Below are 16,908 nucleotides of genomic sequence, written 5' to 3'. Positions count from 1 at the left end.
TTTATTTCCCCACGACCTGAATCACGATCAAGATCATCAGTAGGACAACGACACCGAGCCCCATACTAGATGCATATTCACGCAGTGAACCGGTTTGACGTGAACTTGTAAAGCTGTGACCACCTTTAACAAGTGCAGGAAGTACCAGCCATAGGCCATCAATTGGATCACGACCAAAGATCTTCGCGAACATTAAATATGGCTTCACGAAAATGAGGTCATACAGCGTATCGAAACCTAATGCATTACGGCAGATATTGACCAGGCCAGCACCTATAGAAGTGGCTGCAAAACGTTTGACTGCATTGTAAGCAAAAGCGAACAGCACGACACCCACTGCAAGACCTGTTAAAGCAACAGCAATTGCGATGTATTCAGCACCATGTGCACCCGCTTCAAGCGCTTCAGGAATAATGAAGGCTGGAATTTGTGCAGCATCCAGAATGCTCATCACTGGTGCTTTTAGTACGATCGCAAGACCTGTTGAAAGTACAGCAAGAATCGCCAGTGGCGCCCAGTAAGTTGCACCTTTAATTTCGTGATAAGGCGTGTTTTCTTTGCCGAAGAATACAACCCAGATTAAACGGAATGTATAAATAGACGTTAAGAATGCACCTGCAACACCGACCCAGTACAGCGTGTTATACACTGGTAAACCAGCAATATGACTTTGCGTCCAGACTGCAGCAAGAATCGCATCTTTTGAGAAGAAACCAATCGTCAGGAATGGAATCGCTGCCAATGCACCGCCACCAATCGCGAAACATGCAAACAGGAATTTGTTCTTGTAGAACAGACCGCCCATCTTGAAGATGTTTTGTTCGTGATGGTAAGCCAGAATCACTGCACCAGACGACAAGAACAAGAGTGCCTTGAAGAATGCGTGAGTCAGCATATGGAACAGACCTGCCTGGTATGCTTCAGCACCTACCGCCATAAACATATAACCGAGCTGACTCATGGTTGAGTATGCCAGAATACGTTTGATGTCGGTTTGAACCAGTGCAGCAAAACCAGCCACAAGCAAGGTCACCGCACCTGTGATCGAAATAAATACCATCACTTCTGGTGCAAGTTCAAAGACTGCGAATAGACGGCAGCACAGGTAAACACCCGCTGTTACCATCGTTGCAGCATGGATCAATGCAGAAACAGGTGTTGGACCTGCCATCGCATCGGCTAACCATGTTTGTAACGGGATCTGTGCAGATTTACCCGCCGCACCCAAGAACAATAACAATGCTGTCCAGATAGTCAAAGATGAACTTTGGGTCATTACAGTCGCTGCATTTTCAACGATGTACTGAATGTTCAAGGTACCGAATTGCTGGAAGATCAGGAACATGGCAATCAGCAAGAATACGTCACCGATACGGGTCACGGTAAATGCCTTGATTGCCGCCAGACCGTTTGCAGGGTTCTGGTAGTAATAACCGATCAGCAGGTATGAACACAGACCTACGCCTTCCCAACCCAGGAATAACAACGCCAGGTTGTCACCCAATACCAGCAATAACATGCTTGCAACGAACAGGTTGAAGTAAGAGAAGAAACGTGCGAAGTCTTCTTCACCGCGCATGTACCATGATGCAAAGATGTGAATTAAGAAACCCACGCCTGTCACCATGCCCAGCATCAATAAAGACAAGCCATCCAGCTGCAAGCTGATGCCCGGAGCAAAACCGCCAACACTGAACCAGGTCCAGAGATGTTGCACAACTGCAGTTGAACCATTATTCACAAAGTCCATACCCGCAATCAGTGCGAACAGTGCAGATAAACCGACTGCACCGACACCAATCATTGCTGCAACAGATTCCGGAAGCTTGTTACGCCCCGCCGCTAACAGGACAAAACCAATGAGCGGAAATAAAATTGTTAGATATAAATAACTCATCCGCGCATCTCACTAGCAGCATCCACATCCAGGTGATGGAAGCGATGATAGAACTGAAGGACGATCGCAAGACCAATACAAGCCTCTGCCGCAGCAAGCGTCAGGATCAGGATAAACATGATCTGACCATCTGGCTGTGCCCATGCACTGCCCGCCAGGACGAACGCTAAAGCAGCAGCGTTCATCATGATTTCAAGGCTCATTAAAATAAATAGTAGGTTGCGTCGCACCATTACACCGTAAAAACCCAGTGCAAAGAGAATAGATGCAACGATCAAACCATGCTCTAAAGGGATGTTGCCCATTATTCTTTTTCCTCTTCTGCATCTGGTTCACGTTTACCTAAATGGAATGCAGCTACCAGGGCAGCAAGCAATAACATCGCGGCAACTTCAACCAACAACAAGTATTGCGTAAAGAGTGCTTGACCCACTGCTTTCGGGCCCACCATTTCTGTACCCATTACCAGTGAAGCTTGTGTGTAATCAGAGTTTAATACCCATACCAGTACCAAGCCGATCAGGAAGCTCATCAACGCCGGATAAGCCCAAGCCGATGAGGTCAACCATTTGCGTTCTTGTTCAACGGTCTGCTCACCCAGGTTCAGCATCATCACTACGAACACGAACAACACCATGATCGCGCCCGCATAAACAATCACTTCCAGCGCACCAGCGAATGGTGCACCCACGATCAGGAACATGCCTGCGACTGCAAGCAATGACACGATCAGACTTAATAAAGCATGTACCGGATTCGCGTTAGTGACCACGCGAACCGTAGAGACAATGGCCACGAGGGCCATTAAATAAAATGGCCACATCATGGTAATAGACTCCGTACATCAACAGGTGCACTTTCACGCTGTGCTTGACCTTTGTCCTTACCAGCAACTGCCATACCGGTGACACGGTAGAAGTTATAGTCAGGATATTTACCAGGACCAGAAATCAGCAGGTGTTCTTTTTCATAGACCAAGTCCTGACGAACATATTCGCCAAGCTCGAAGTCCGGGGTCATCTGAATCGCAGTGGTTGGACACGCTTCTTCACACATACCGCAGAAAATACAACGCGAGAAGTTGATACGGAAAAATTCCGGATACCAGCGACCATCTTCACGTTCTGCTTTTTGTAGTGAAATACAGCCTACCGGACAGGCAACCGCACACAGGTTACATGCCACACAGCGTTCTTCGCCATCAGGGTCGCGCGTCAATACGATACGACCACGGAAGCGTGGTGGCACGATTTCTTCGGCCGGCACTTCCGGATATAAAATGGTGTCACGTTTACGTGTTGCGTGGCTGAACACCATCCACAACGAACGAACGATTGACCCGAATCCAGCTAGAAATTTAAACATTTTGTTCTCCCTGCTGTCTTAGGCCTGATTCATCAGAATCACAGCACCAGTTACCAAAAGGTTAACCAACGCCAATGGCAAGCAAATTTTCCAACCAAAGTTCATTACCTGGTCATAACGTGGACGCATTAAAGAACCACGCGCCAGTACAAACATCATTACAAAGAATGCTGTTTTGATAATGAACCAGAATGCTGCTGGAAGGAACGGAATATCAAGGTTGAATGGCGCAAGCCAGCCACCGAAGAATAAAGTCACGATCAATGCAGAGATCAGTACCACGTTGACGTATTCCGCAACGAAGAACATCCCCCATTTCATACCGCCGTATTCGACATGGTAACCTTCTGCCAGTTCCTGTTCTGCTTCTGGTTGGTCAAATGGGTGACGATGCGTTACCGCCACACCTGCAACCACGAAGATCAAGAAACCTAGGAACTGAGGAATCACAAACCAGACATCTTTTTGCGCTTCAACGATTTCACGCATGTTGAATGAACCGGCAATTGCCACCACACCCATCAACGAGATACCCAAGAACACTTCATACGAAATGGTTTGAGCTGCAGAACGTAAACCGCCCAGTAAGGCATATTTGTTGTTTGATGACCAGCCACCGAACAGGACTGCATAAACTGCAATACCCGCCATTGCCATAAAGAACAACAGGCCGATGTTCATGTCTGCTACACCTAAATAAGGTGATACAGGAATAACCATGAACGACAGCACCGCAGTTGCCATCGCAACTGCTGGCGCCATACGGAAAGTCAATTTGTCAGCAAACTTAGGTGTCCAGTCTTCCTTGAACATGATTTTCAGCATGTCGGCAACAATCTGGAACATACCACCCGGACCAACACGGTTCGGACCGTAACGGTCTTGCCACAAGCCGAGTAAACGACGTTCAATAAAAGACATCAACGCAGCGATCAGTACTACAACCAGCAAGATCACAATCGCTTGAATGACTGAATAGGCAATTGGCCAGTTTTCAGCCCACAGCGGCGTTTGACGGATTAATTCTTGTTCCATGAATTACACTCCTACCGCGACTGAAACAGGCTCTGCAAGAGATACCGTCGGTGCCAGACCGATTGGGTAGCCAATATAACCTGTCGGTAAATATTCAATCACTTGAACTGGAAGAACGATTGATGTCTCACCTGCTTTCACCGTGATTGTCTGACCATCTTGAACATTCAGGCGCGCTGCATCCTGCTCACCCACTGCAAATACCGCTTCAGGAATACGCGTTTCCATCGCTGGTGTTTTTACCGTGAATTCACCTGAACCAAAGATATGGTGCATTGGTACCAGACGGAAGCTTTCAGCATTGACCAGAACAGGTGCCGGTGCAACGAATGTACGTGCCGGACGTTTTGCCAAACGGTCGAATAAACGGACGCCTGAATCACCACCTTTGAGTGAACCACCTACAGTTTCCTGGAACTTGTTCCAGGCTTGTGGCGAGTTCCAGCCTGCAGACCATGCAAATGGAACCAGTGGAGATGGAGTCCGATCACCCACATAACCTTCCATCGAGAACGTTAATGCAGAGTCTTTATCTGTAGGCTGTTTCGGCTCATGTACAGACAATGGCGAACGCATTGAAGTACGACCTGAGTAACGACGTGGTTCACGTGCCACTTTCAAGCCATGAACACGGAAGCCCGCATCAGGTGCAACATCCAGAATGCCTTCAAGCGCAGGAACGTTTTTCGCCACTGACTCGATCACATCATCCAGTAAAGTCCAAGAAATCGCTTTGCCTTTTACGCCTGTTTCCAGAGCGTGTAACCAGCGCCAAGATTCCTTGATCGCCAATTCAGGATTGTAGTAGCTTGGGTCATACACTTGGTAGAAACGTTGTGCACGGCCTTCTTGAGAAACGACAGTACCATCACCTTCAGCAAACGAAGCGGCAGAAAGTACGATGTCGGCTTTCTTCACTGTTGCAGTTTCAGAGTGATCCAGAACGATCACTTCTTTGCCTGCAAGTGCGGCATCGACCTGTGCAGCAGGAAGACGACGGTAAAGGTCGTTTTCAACCACAATCACAGTATCGTAATCTTGTGCAAATGCTTGCTCCAGGCTTTGACCACCCAAGATTGCCATACCCATCGAGTTCACTTCAGGAACCGTCAAGGTCAGACCTGCATTACCCAGATTCTGTGCAACTTGTGCAGCAGCTTCCATAATGGCAGGATCTTGCAAGCTTGTACCCGAGATGACCAGTGGTTTCTTCGCAGCTTTTAAAGTGTCCGCAATGGTTTGTGCAAATGCTTTGGCATCGTCATCTAAACCAAGAATCGTTTCACCCGCAACTGCTGCAGCAACCGCAAAACCTAAACGCGCAATATCGTTTGGAGAAGCAACCACTTCACCTTCGGCAACATCAGACAAACGGGTTTGTGTCGCAGCCAGGATGTAAATCGGAGATTTGGCATCTTGGGCAATACGTTGTACCGGTTCAGCCAACCATTCTTGCGTACGGCGCTCTGCCGCCATCTCTTTGCCTTTATTTTTCGCAGCCTGGCGAACAGATAAAGCCATACGAGGCGCAGTTTGGGTCAGGTCTTCACCTAAGATCAGCACTGCATCGTAGCTTTCAATTTCACGCATGTTCGGGTTGTAAACACCCTCGGTTTGCATGATAGAAGCTGCCAACTCAACCAGGTTTTGCTCTTTTTGAGACAGACCTGTAGAGAAGTTCTCTTGACCCACCAACTCACGAAGTGCGAAGTTTGATTCAAGTGATGCACGCGGTGAACCAATACCCAATACTTTTTTGCCCTGGATATTTGCAATGACCGTGTCGAGTGCTGCATCCACTGAAACAGTTTCAACAGTTGCACCTTGACGGAATTGTGGTTGACGTGGACGGTCTGCACGGTTCACATAACCTGTACCGAAACGGCCTTTGTCGCATAGGAAGTATTGGTTGACTTCACCGTTATAACGGTTTTCTACGCGGCGAAGTTCGCCATAACGTTCACCCGGAGAGATGTTACAACCTGAAGAACAACCTTGGCATACGCTTGGCGCATACTGCATGTCCCATTTACGGTTGTAGCGAGCCGAATGAGTTTTGTCGGTGAATACACCTGTTGGACAGACTTCAGTCAGGTTACCCGAGAATTCAGACTCTAGAGTGCCTGATTCAGGACGACCAAAGTACACACGTGATGCGTTGGCATACACGCCGAAGTCCGTACCACCTGCGTAGTCTTTGTAATAACGCACACAACGGTAACACGCGATACAACGGTTCATTTCGTGGGAAATGAATGAGCCAAGCTCCTGGTTGTAATGGGTACGTTTGGTGAAACGGTAGCGACGACGGTCATGCTGCGTCATTACAGTCATATCTTGTAAATGACAGTGACCACCTTCTTCACAGACTGGACAGTCGTGTGGGTGGTTGGTCATCAAGAATTCAACAATCGAAGCACGGAAATCTTTGGCTTCTTTGTCTTCAATCGAGATGTAGGTATTGTCAGATGCAGGCGTCATACATGACATGACCAAACGGCCACGCGTATCTTCTGGATTCGCGTACTGGGTCACGGCACATTGACGGCAAGAGCCGACAGAACCTAAGGATGGATGCCAACAAAAGTATGGGATATCAATGCCAAGACTCAAACATGCTTGTAGCAAGTTTTCCGAGCCGTTGACTTCATACGATTTGCCATCGACATGAATTGTAGCCATAGTCGAATTCCTTAAGCTTGTTCTACGTTGCTGGTTTGAGCGGCGGCATTCACAACCTTCGCTTCAAATTCGCCACGGAAATATTTGAGTGCGCCCATAAGCGGCTCCATTGCACCCGGTGCGTGGGCACAGAAAGTTTTACCAATCCAAAGCTTACGAGTCAGTTCTTGTAAGTGATCGATATCTTCTTTCTTACCTGTGCCATCTTCCAGTGCTTTCAGCGCTTTCACAGCCCAAGGTAAGCCATCACGGCAAGGCGTACAGAAACCACATGATTCGCGTGCAAAGAATTCTTCTAGGTTACGTGTCGCTGAAACCATACATTGGGTTTCATCTACCACCATCAATAAGCAAGTTCCTAAACGCGAACCTGCCTTCATGATGCTTTCCGCATCCATAGGAAGATCAATATGCTCGGCAGCCAGGAAGTCAGTTGATGCACCGCCCGGTAACCATGCTTTCAGTTTCAAACCGTCGCGCATACCACCAGCATGTTCTTCAATCACTTCACGTGCTGTCGTACCAAATGGAAGCTCCCATAGACCCGGGAATTTCACCTTACCTGAAGCACCATAAATTTTGGTACCTGGATCTTTCGACTTACCCGCAGACAAGTTGATATACCATTCAGGACCACGCAGCATGATGGCTGGTAAGTTGTTGTAGGTCTCTACGTTGTTGACAATCGTAGGACGACCCCAAGCACCTGCAACTTGCGGGAATGGTGGCTTAGTACGCGGGTTGGCACGGCGACCTTCTAGCGAGTTAATCAATGCAGTTTCTTCACCGCAGATATAACGACCCGCACCGGTATGCACGTGTAACTCGAAGTTCCAGCCTGTACCAAGGATATTATCCCCTAAGTAACCTTTGGCACGAACTTGCTCAAGTGCTTCATTTAAGTACTGAGCAGCTTCGATGTACTCGCCGCGGATAAAGATATAACCGTGTGTTGCTTCAAGCGTATAACCCGCAATCAGCATCCCTTCGATCAATTGATGAGGAAGATCTTCCATCAGCAAACGGTCTTTAAAGGTACCTGGTTCCATCTCATCGGCATTACAAATCAGGTAACGTGGACCCGAGTTGTCATTTGGCGCCATAAGTGACCATTTAATGCCTGCCGGGAAGCCTGCACCACCACGACCTTTTACAGTCGCTGCCTTAACCACTTCCAATACATCTTTAGGCGACATGGTCAGTGCTTTTTTAAAGCCTGCATAACCTTCCAGCGCTTCGTAATCATCTGCATTACGTACGTTGGCCTGCTTGCTTAAACGCCATGTTAATGGATGCGTTTCCGGGTTACCGTCGCCATAAATTGGTTTTGGTTCAGTATTCATACATACTTCTCCAACAGCTGTTTCACCGAAGTCACTTCAACCAGACCGTGCGTGTCTTCATCAATCATTAAGGTTGGACCTTTGTCACAGTTGCCCAGACAGCAAATTGGCAGCAAAGTGAAACGACCATCTGCAGTCGTTTGACCAAATTGGATTCCTAATTCGCGCTGGAATGCTTCTGCCAAAGTTTCCGCACCCATCAAGAAACACGCAATCGAATCACATAACAAAATTACGTGACGACCGACCGGCTGACGGTAAATACGGTTATAGAACGTTGCCACACCTTCAAGGTCCGCAACGCTCATGCTCAGCATTTGTGCGATGGCATTCATTTGCGCATCATCTACCCAGCCATTACGGCGTTGTACACACTTCAGCGCATCTAGACACGCTGCACGTGGGTATGGGTAGTGCCCCATGTGATGTTTGATATCGTGAATTTCGTCCGCAGTCAAAATCCCTTCAACATTCACACGTGGCTTTTTATCAGTCAAAATCATCATAATGCGTTTACCCCTTAGCGATCCACGTCAGCCATTACGACGTCAATGGTCGCTAAATAAATGATTAAGTCAGACATTAAGCTGCCGTTAATCACAGAAGGCATTTGCTGTAAATGCGTGAAGGTTGGTGTACGAATACGGGTACGGTAACTCATGGTTGACTTGTCTGAAGTCAAGTAGTAGTTCGACGCGCCTTTCACCACTTCCGCCATCACAGATGCTTCACCCGCCGGCATTACAGGACCCCAAGATACACTCAGGAAGTGCGTAATCAAGGTTTCAATATCTTGTAATGTCTTGTCTTTTGGTGGTGGAACAGCCAGTGGATGGTCTGCTTTATACGCACCAGACGGCATATTATCTAAACATTGTTTGATAATTTTCAGTGATTCTTCAATTTCACGGTAGTGAACGATGACACGTGCATAGGCATCGCCTTCGTACTCCACTGGCACTTCGAAGTCGTAATTTTCATAACCGCTATATGGGCGGTATTTACGTACGTCAAAGTCAATACCTGTAGCACGCAGACCTGTACCTGTTACACCCCAAGCCAATGCAGATTTTGCATCGTATTGCGCAACATTACGGGTACGACCCACAAACACCGAGTTTTTTAGCGCTGCAGTATGGTATTCCTTCAAACGTTTCGGCATCCAATCCAGGATTTCACGGATCAGGTGCTGCCAGTTATTTGGAAGGTCATGTGCGGTACCACCGATACGGAACCATGCCGGATGCATACGGTAACCAGTGATCGCTTCAATCGCGTCATAGATTTTCTGACGGTCAGCGAACATATAGAAGACTGGCGTCATACCGCCGGCATCCTGAATCGCAGTACCAATGAACAGCAAGTGGTTATTGATACGGAACAGTTCAGACATCATCACGCGGATACATTGCGCACGGTCAGGTACAGTAATACCCGCCATTTGCTCTACGCCAAGCACATAAGGCATGTTTTGCGCACAACCACCGAGGTAGTCGACACGGTCTGTATACGGAATGAATGAATGCCAGGTTTGACGTTCAGCCATCTTTTCCACACCACGGTGGTGATAACCAATATCAGGCACACAGTCTTTCACTTCTTCACCGTCCAGCTGCAAGATCACACGGAACGCACCGTGCGCAGATGGATGGTTCGGACCCAAGTTCAGGAACATGAAGTCCTCATCGGCATTGCCGCGCTTCATACCCCAATCTTCAGGGACAAAGCGAAGATGTTCCTGTTCGTAGTCCTGTTTGGCTTTATCTTGCAAATACGGCGTATATTCAGTCGCACGTGCAGAATATTCTTTACGTAGCGGATGACCTTCCCAATAGGTTGGCAACAAGATACGACGGAGCATTGGATGCCCTTCGAAATTGATCCCGAACATATCGTAAGCTTCACGTTCGTACCAGTTGGCATTTGGCCAAATATTGGTTGCCGTTGGAAGATTCAAATCGCTTTCTGCTAAGGCAACTTTAATACGAATGTCAGTATTACGCTCGAGCGACAACAGGTGATAGAACACGGTGAAGTCAGACGCAGGTAAACCGTCGCGGTGCGTACGCAGACGCTCATCTACCGCTGACAAGTCGAACAACATCACGTAAGGACGTGACACTGTACGCAAGAACATTAAAACTTCTTGTACACGTGCGCGCTCAACCCAGACTGTCGGGAAATCCTCGAAAGTCGTTTGCACAAAGAAGTTCTCACCAAATTTGGTTTTGAGTTCTTCAATGATGGCAAATGCTGGGCGTGAATCAACAGGCGTTGATTCTGGCATAGCAATGTCAGTTTCAGCCATTGGCTTGGCTTCCTATTTAATACAAATTCAGTCAACCTAAACGACAATTACACCCATAGCGGGTGCACAACAAAACAACCTGTCGTTTAAATTATTTAATTTCATCCATAGAGCGTAAGTTCTTCACAGCAACACGCTGGTCTTTCTTACGGTCACGTTCCGGCATCATCTTTGGCTTATACACTGGCTTAAGATCATCACCGATCACCGCAGAAAGCGGACGACGCTCTAGTTGAATCTGGTCTTGCAACAGCATCAATGCCTGAATCAAAGCTTCAGGACGTGGTGGGCAACCTGGAATATACACATCGACCGGGATGATTTTATCCACACCTTGTACGACTGAATAAATATCGTACATACCACCTGAGTTGGCACATGCACCCATTGAAATGACCCATTTTGGTTCAAGCATCTGTTCGTACAGACGCTGAATTACTGGCGCCATTTTTACGAAGCAAGTACCCGCTACAATCATTAAGTCCGCCTGACGCGGTGAAGCACGGATAACCTCGGCACCAAAACGTGACAAGTCATGCACGCCGGTCAAGGTCGTTGCATATTCTACGTAGCAGCAAGATGTACCAAAGTTAAATGGCCAAACTGAGTTTTTACGACCCCAGTTGACTGCTGTATGTACCACATCCTCTAAGCGAGTCATGAATACATTTTTATTCACTTCTTCTTCTAGCAACGGATCTTCTACAACAATACGTTCCTGAAGTGGATATTGGTCAGCATTCGGATTCGCACGGGTTAATGTATATTTCATCCCGTCTTACTCCTTATCAGATAATTGAGTTTGTGACTTTTTCACAAAACCAGATGATTGAGCCGGGATTTGACCCGTTGGATCCATCACCAATTCTTCAATCGAGTTGAAGCGCGTAATTTCTGCAAGATCCATATTTGGCGAACCAATCTTAGCTTTAATTCCTGCTGCCTTACGTCTGTCTGAAGGTGCCCAATTGAGTGCGCCTGTCGATAATTCGTAAATCAAACCAACAAGTAAAACTATGATAAAGATAGCTGCAGTTGCAAAACCAATCCAACCTACCTCACGAACAGAAACTGCCCATGCATATAGATAAAGTGCTTCTAAATCAAACACCACAAAGAAAATTGCAACTAAATAGAACTTTGCAGACAAGCGGATACGAGCTCCACCTGCGCTAACTACACCTGACTCAAACTGCTCCTGCTTGGCACGGCCCCATGATTTACCCCCGAGGAGTAATGGGACAGTCAGCATAAAGACGCATAAAAATGTAACGCCGATCACGAAGGCAATAATTGCCCATTCGTATGGAGTAATAGCACTCATGCGGGGATAACTCCTGGCAGGCCTATTTGTTAACAAAGAATGTATGTATTGGCCTTCAAATACACCAAACACAAAATTAATCCCGCCAATTGTACCTGATTTTGGATTTCACTTGCTAGTTTATAAGCCTTAGTCTTTGGGATGATTTTTTAGACATTTCAGCATTTAATTTGACTTTAATCATTCAGAATTCGTTTTAATCGTTTTCCCAAATTAAATTTTAATTATCTATTAATTTTTCTATAAAGAGCACTTCCAGAAAATAGGCTGATCGATGAGCTGCTTTTCTCGCCTACCCATTTAGATATAGTCTTTTTCACTATTGAATCCAAGTTAAATCGGATAAAAAATTAGGACTTACGCACTGTTATTTATAGACTCTCTGTGGTAGCAGATGATTTTTATCGAGAATAAAGTCATCAATGAAGTTTTTGATAATTGGTCTAAATAATTTCTTCTGCCAACGATATACATTTTCAAAGATCCGCTCAAACTGGTTCTTTTGTATCTCAACGTAGGCCATCAAGGCTGAAAAAATATGATTCAAAATCAGTTTAGACCGTCTTACCTGAAACTTTTCAATATGACAAACCTGTTTAATCACCCGGTGATATTGTTCTATTTTCCAATGACTTGAATGTAATTCATGAAAACCCTCAAAGGATAATAAATCATCTTCATCTTGATACACAATATAAAACCTCTGCTGTTCTTTTAACTGAGTCTTAAATAATTGTACAAAGCCAAAATCTTTGAGCCAGACCACTTGACCCTGATGGAAATTTGGCAATAAACGCAGTTGAAACCATTGTCCTTTTTCAGGGGAAACCTTACGGTTACAGTCGATACCAAACATAAATCGAATACCATGTTTTCTTATGGTTTTTAGATTTCCAGTCGATGAATACCAACTATCACCTGAAATAAATTGAATCTTTGCACCCCAACTAAGTACTTCACTTAACATATCCATAAAGTAATCATTCTTGGTTTTACTTTCAGATTTGTCATAAATTCGGAAATTAATTGGAATATTTTGACCATTTTGATCTGTCGCATACAAGGTAATGAGATTAATACCCTTGACGGATCGGTGGTGTTTGCCTGACCAAAAATAGCTAACCAAGTCCATATGTTGACTATATGGTTTATCTAAAACAGTATCATCAATACTGACTATAAGCTTATTATTATCAATATGTTGAATTGCTTCTTGATATAGGTCGTGAGGTGTGTAGTCTTCACGCTCTAGAAAGCGATTTACACTATCATGCGAGATATTATAAGTCTCGGCAAGTTGTGTGCAGCTAATAGAGTTCGGTTCTGTCATGAGAAAGCCCATATAAATGGGTAATGTACAAGTTGCTGTAGAAGCATGTTTAGTTCGTCTGATCACAGATACGTTATAAACTATTGTAATACTTTTTTGAATCCGTCAATGCGTAAGTCCTAAAAATTATTTTAACAACTATTTTTTCTTTCAAACCAATTGATTTAACTTGATATTTAATGTGATTTTTTATATTTAACTGTTGCTTTACCCCCTGCAGCTACTTGGTAATCTTGGATTGGCAATTGTGTCTTTTTGCAACATGCTCAACAGGCTGATTCAGAATATGTTATTTCTATTTCTAAACCACATCATGACATTAATAAAGTAACAATAAGGAGTCCTTGCATGTCTCTACGCTTCTCCCATCGACCTAATTATTTTTTATTTGCTCAATTACTGGTTCGACATATAGAAAATTACATCCAGAAAAACCCCAACATAAGCCAGGCGGCTTTTGACTTACGTGACATCCATGCACTTTTTCAAGAGGACCATGCTTCTTCCAGCATCAATCTGGATGGCATTATGAATATCGCTGACGAATATAAAGTCGAAACGTTATCAGGCGACCAAAAACTGATTCAGCGTTATAACGTCGATGCGAAAAATACCAAACTGGTGATCGACTTTAACTCTGAAGCGCTACAAAGCTTAAAAGAGGGTAAATCACTCATTGAACCTGATGCGACCATTCAGGAATAAAAATCGCTCCTAATAAAAAACGATGCCGATGCATCGTTTTTTATGACTAAAATCATTTATACAATATCAAGCTAAATGATCACTCGCTTCCTCAGGCTTTTTTTCTAGCATCTTGCGCTTACTCTTCTTGACATAACGCTGTGCCGGCCAGGTCATGGTAAAACGCGCGCCACCCAGCGTCGGACTTTGATCCACCTGAATCGTACCACCAAACCAGTACGCAATCCGGCTGACAATGGATAAACCCAAACCATAACCACCCGAAGCACGGGTGCGGCTGTCATCCAGCCGGGCAAAGGCTTCAAAGACCCGGGCACGATCCACTTCCGGAATTCCCGGGCCATCATCTTCAACAGAGACATAGGCCTGACCATCCTGATCCAGACCACCACTGATCAGCACCTTATTGTCGCAATAACGCACCGCATTGCCGACCAGATTCTGAATTACGCGATGCAGATAACGGCGTTCTGCCTCAACCACCACATCAGGCATTGAATGTAGCTCAATGATTTTCTGGGTTTTTAATGCTTCAGTTTCCAGAGCTACCTGATTCAGCACTTCAAACAGATTGACCTTTTCAAACTCGATCGAAGGCATGCCCTGTTCTAGCTTGGCATAGGTCATGATCTCGTCAATCAGGGTATTCAGCGCCTCAATATCTTTATCAATCTGTTCGACCTGTTGCAGACGATAATCGTAATCATCTTCATCTGCCATCATTTCCACACCAAAACGAATCCGCGCCACTGGTGTACGAAGTTCATGCGACACCGCACGCATCAATTCACGTTGGGCTTCAATCAGGCGCTGAATATGATCAGACATATTGTTAAAGCTAGAGGCCAGCGTTGCCATTTCGTCACTTCCTTCTACAGGAAGACGCAATGACATATTACCGGTTTTCATTTTGTTTAAGGCATAGCTGACTTCACGCAACTTGCGCTGCATTGGCACCAGCAAACCATACACCCCCAGACTCAGCACAAACAGGCTCAATAAGGTAATACCAGTCGCTAACTGGAATGGCATCCAGTTAAACAATGGCACCGGTCCCATCACCAAGACTTGTGAGGTCGAACCTGGAATTGGCGAAATAATTGAAATGGTGGTGCCACGGATTGAGGCACTATCCCGATACAGGATAATACTGTGATCAAGACGCAAGCGCCCGATCTGCTCGGAATCTAAAGGTAAATTCTGGACATTTTCGATAGAAACCGGATAAGAAAAATAATCCTGAATACGAGCCAGATATTCTTTTTCCTGACCTGGATAGTAGACCAGATAGTCCAGGATAAAGACTGGTAAGGCCTTCATCTGGCGCTCAGTAATGCTGTCGGCCTTAATATAAAGGTAATGACCCGGGTCATCGCGCAGCCCAACCACAATATAGGCAATACCTGATTCGGCGTCCCAACGCACCACCGCCTTACGTTCGGCAATACGGCGTCCTTCAGCACGGGTAATGTCGACCTTGCTGGCTTCTACATAGTGAATGGGCAATTCCAGCAAATCGGAGGCATCAGAAACCCAATCCATTTTTTGCTGGAGATTTGGCTGGCGTGCAACCCCTTCACTGATGATATATGCCATACCATCAGTCAGGGATTCGCGATATTCTTGCGCACGCTGATAGTTGATAATCTGTACCAACAGATAGCCGAACACCGCCACCAAGACGACAAGGATGACGAGTCCTGCGTATATACGCAAAAATATACTGTGTTTAAACACCTATAATTTATCCTGCTTGTTCAAGCAACAAACCACATTTGCTTAAAGACCATTGGTCTCTTTAACAAAAAGATAACCTTTACTACGTACTGTTTTAATACGCTTCGGATTTTCTGGATCGTCACCGATTTTTGGACGGATACGAGAAATACGTACATCGATTGAACGGTCTTGACCATCATATTCGATACCACGTAAACGCTCGAAAATATCTTCGCGAGAGAGAATACGGCCAGCATTCGATGCAAGCAACCATAACAGATCATATTCTGCGCTGGTAAAATCAACCAGATCGCCATTTAAGGTCACTGAACGACCGCCGTTGTCGATGACCAGATCATCAAATTCGATGCGCTGTGCCACTTCATCTTCAGGTACCTTATCAGTACGGCGCAATAATGCACGAATACGTGCCAGCAATACACGCGGTTGAACAGGCTTAGCGACATAGTCATCTGCACCCATTTCCAGACCTAAAACCTGATCCATATCTTCAGTACGCGCAGTCAACATCAAAATCGGCTGATGATAATGTGGACGCACTTCACGGCAAATGGTCAAGCCATCAGCACCTGGTAACATCACATCCAGCACCACCATATCTGGCTGCTCGGCAATAATCCGACGAATGGCACGGTTACCATCCGGCTCTACCCCCACCTCAAGTCCGTTACGGATGAGGTATTCTTGCGTTAAACGAGCAAGACGCTCGTCATCTTCAACAATTAAAATCTTGGGTAACTTTTCTTCTTGGCTCATGTATTGCCCCTTATTTGGTGGATCTACGCTATAGGCGTATCCTTTTGAAATCCAATAGATACGTTTTTAATATGCTTGCAATATACACACGTTTACATTGTAAACAAGATAGCGTTCACCAAACTGATACATCAAGATAGCATTTTGTAATATTTTATCGTGCATTTTTTGGACAATTATGCTTGAAACAGCGGCTTAGATCTGATTTGCGATTTACACAACTATTACATGGACAAAATATGACTGCTTGATTCAGCACTTTTTAGTTATCCACAGTGTTATCTATAAGCACTTTCTTTGGACTTTGTTATGCTATGCCTTGCCTGATAAGGCTTATACAAAAATCAATAAAAATAGCGATATTTTTACAAGGATTAAAGCACAACTTAAGAAAAATATTTAGCTAAATGTCAATATTGATCT

15 protein-coding genes are annotated in these 16,908 nt (G+C 45.3%); 1 reads left to right on the top strand and 14 read right to left on the bottom strand.

The window, feature by feature from the left end; genetic code table 11:
* Position 1 precedes the first annotated feature (1 nt).
* The 12 genes from nuoL to H0S56_RS03300 all read right to left on the bottom strand — a co-directional run bounded on the left by nuoL (position 2) and on the right by H0S56_RS03300 (position 13,350).
* Positions 2-1,897 (bottom strand): NADH-quinone oxidoreductase subunit L, encoded by a 1,896-nt coding sequence (gene nuoL, locus H0S56_RS03355; RefSeq protein ID WP_195725652.1) that lies wholly within the window; start codon positions 1,895-1,897, stop codon positions 2-4.
* The gene (gene nuoK, locus H0S56_RS03350; RefSeq protein WP_004280769.1) at positions 1,894-2,202 is read right to left on the bottom strand and encodes an NADH-quinone oxidoreductase subunit NuoK; all 309 of its coding nucleotides are present in this window, start codon (positions 2,200-2,202) and stop codon (positions 1,894-1,896) included. Before nuoK ends, nuoL begins: the two co-directional genes overlap by 4 nt.
* Complete coding sequence (gene nuoJ / locus H0S56_RS03345; RefSeq protein ID WP_171054322.1) at positions 2,202-2,720, bottom strand: NADH-quinone oxidoreductase subunit J; 519 nt, start codon at positions 2,718-2,720, stop codon at positions 2,202-2,204. Before nuoJ ends, nuoK begins: the two co-directional genes overlap by 1 nt.
* Positions 2,720-3,262: an NADH-quinone oxidoreductase subunit NuoI gene (nuoI, locus tag H0S56_RS03340; RefSeq protein WP_004280771.1), complete on the bottom strand. Its 543-nt coding sequence runs from the start codon at positions 3,260-3,262 to the stop codon at positions 2,720-2,722. The genes nuoJ and nuoI overlap by 1 nt, the downstream gene beginning before the upstream one ends.
* Before the next feature lie 18 nt (positions 3,263-3,280).
* Entirely contained in the window at positions 3,281-4,297 is a 1,017-nt protein-coding gene (gene nuoH / locus H0S56_RS03335; protein ID WP_004280772.1) for an NADH-quinone oxidoreductase subunit NuoH, read from the bottom strand.
* A 3-nt stretch (positions 4,298-4,300) separates the two neighbouring features.
* Entirely contained in the window at positions 4,301-6,979 is a 2,679-nt protein-coding gene (nuoG, locus tag H0S56_RS03330; RefSeq protein WP_195725651.1) for an NADH-quinone oxidoreductase subunit NuoG, read from the bottom strand.
* A gap of 11 nt (positions 6,980-6,990) precedes the next feature.
* Positions 6,991-8,322 (bottom strand): NADH-quinone oxidoreductase subunit NuoF, encoded by a 1,332-nt coding sequence (gene nuoF, locus H0S56_RS03325; RefSeq protein WP_044111081.1) that lies wholly within the window; start codon positions 8,320-8,322, stop codon positions 6,991-6,993.
* Positions 8,319-8,828, bottom strand: a complete 510-nt coding sequence (gene nuoE / locus H0S56_RS03320) for an NADH-quinone oxidoreductase subunit NuoE (RefSeq protein WP_195725650.1) — start codon at positions 8,826-8,828, stop codon at positions 8,319-8,321. Before nuoE ends, nuoF begins: the two co-directional genes overlap by 4 nt.
* 14 nt (positions 8,829-8,842) lie before the next feature.
* Positions 8,843-10,630, bottom strand: coding sequence for an NADH-quinone oxidoreductase subunit C/D (gene nuoC / locus H0S56_RS03315; protein ID WP_004732074.1), 1,788 nt, complete (start codon positions 10,628-10,630; stop codon positions 8,843-8,845).
* A gap of 91 nt (positions 10,631-10,721) precedes the next feature.
* Complete coding sequence (locus H0S56_RS03310) at positions 10,722-11,402, bottom strand: NuoB/complex I 20 kDa subunit family protein (protein WP_004280778.1); 681 nt, start codon at positions 11,400-11,402, stop codon at positions 10,722-10,724.
* Between the two features lie 6 nt (positions 11,403-11,408).
* Positions 11,409-11,954 carry an NADH-quinone oxidoreductase subunit A gene (gene ndhC / locus H0S56_RS03305; RefSeq protein ID WP_004280779.1) on the bottom strand — a complete coding sequence of 182 codons (546 nt, stop codon included), beginning with the start codon at positions 11,952-11,954 and terminating at the stop codon, positions 11,409-11,411.
* Positions 11,955-12,321: 367 nt separating this feature from the next.
* Positions 12,322-13,350: an IS701 family transposase gene (locus H0S56_RS03300; protein WP_082190861.1), complete on the bottom strand. Its 1,029-nt coding sequence runs from the start codon at positions 13,348-13,350 to the stop codon at positions 12,322-12,324.
* 282 nt (positions 13,351-13,632) lie between these two features.
* On the opposite strand from H0S56_RS03300, the gene H0S56_RS03295 reads away from it, so the two are divergent.
* Positions 13,633-13,989 carry a hypothetical protein gene (locus H0S56_RS03295; protein WP_004645876.1) on the top strand — a complete coding sequence of 119 codons (357 nt, stop codon included), beginning with the start codon at positions 13,633-13,635 and terminating at the stop codon, positions 13,987-13,989.
* Between the two features lie 66 nt (positions 13,990-14,055).
* Here the strand turns inward: H0S56_RS03295 and bfmS are convergent, their stop codons facing one another.
* On the bottom strand, positions 14,056-15,726 hold the full coding sequence (bfmS, locus tag H0S56_RS03290; protein WP_004732077.1) for a sensor histidine kinase BfmS: 1,671 nt from the start codon (positions 15,724-15,726) through the stop codon (positions 14,056-14,058).
* 42 nt (positions 15,727-15,768) lie between these two features.
* Positions 15,769-16,485 carry a response regulator transcription factor BfmR gene (gene bfmR / locus H0S56_RS03285; protein ID WP_004280782.1) on the bottom strand — a complete coding sequence of 239 codons (717 nt, stop codon included), beginning with the start codon at positions 16,483-16,485 and terminating at the stop codon, positions 15,769-15,771.
* Positions 16,486-16,908 lie beyond the last annotated feature (423 nt).

This window comes from Acinetobacter lwoffii, assembly GCF_015602705.1.
GTDB classification, from domain to species: domain Bacteria; phylum Pseudomonadota; class Gammaproteobacteria; order Pseudomonadales; family Moraxellaceae; genus Acinetobacter; species Acinetobacter lwoffii_E.
This window is presented reverse-complemented; position numbering and strand designations above follow the sequence as displayed.

Bases quoted from the DNA above. Each gene is read 5' to 3' on its own strand.
- nuoL (WP_195725652.1), bottom strand. From the start codon at position 1,897: ATGAGTTATTTATATCTAACAATTTTATTTCCGCTCATTGGTTTTGTC.
- bfmR (WP_004280782.1), bottom strand. From the start codon at position 16,485: ATGAGCCAAGAAGAAAAGTTACCCAAGATTTTAATTGTTGAAGATGAC.
- H0S56_RS03310 (WP_004280778.1), bottom strand. From the start codon at position 11,402: ATGAAATATACATTAACCCGTGCGAATCCGAATGCTGACCAATATCCA.
- nuoF (WP_044111081.1), bottom strand. From the start codon at position 8,322: ATGAATACTGAACCAAAACCAATTTATGGCGACGGTAACCCGGAAACG.
- nuoE (WP_195725650.1), bottom strand. From the start codon at position 8,828: ATGATGATTTTGACTGATAAAAAGCCACGTGTGAATGTTGAAGGGATT.
- nuoH (WP_004280772.1), bottom strand. From the start codon at position 4,297: ATGGAACAAGAATTAATCCGTCAAACGCCGCTGTGGGCTGAAAACTGG.
- nuoJ (WP_171054322.1), bottom strand. From the start codon at position 2,720: ATGTGGCCATTTTATTTAATGGCCCTCGTGGCCATTGTCTCTACGGTT.
- nuoG (WP_195725651.1), bottom strand. From the start codon at position 6,979: ATGGCTACAATTCATGTCGATGGCAAATCGTATGAAGTCAACGGCTCG.
- nuoK (WP_004280769.1), bottom strand. From the start codon at position 2,202: ATGGGCAACATCCCTTTAGAGCATGGTTTGATCGTTGCATCTATTCTC.
- ndhC (WP_004280779.1), bottom strand. From the start codon at position 11,954: ATGAGTGCTATTACTCCATACGAATGGGCAATTATTGCCTTCGTGATC.
- nuoC (WP_004732074.1), bottom strand. From the start codon at position 10,630: ATGGCTGAAACTGACATTGCTATGCCAGAATCAACGCCTGTTGATTCA.
- H0S56_RS03295 (WP_004645876.1), top strand. From the start codon at position 13,633: ATGTCTCTACGCTTCTCCCATCGACCTAATTATTTTTTATTTGCTCAA.
- nuoI (WP_004280771.1), bottom strand. From the start codon at position 3,262: ATGTTTAAATTTCTAGCTGGATTCGGGTCAATCGTTCGTTCGTTGTGG.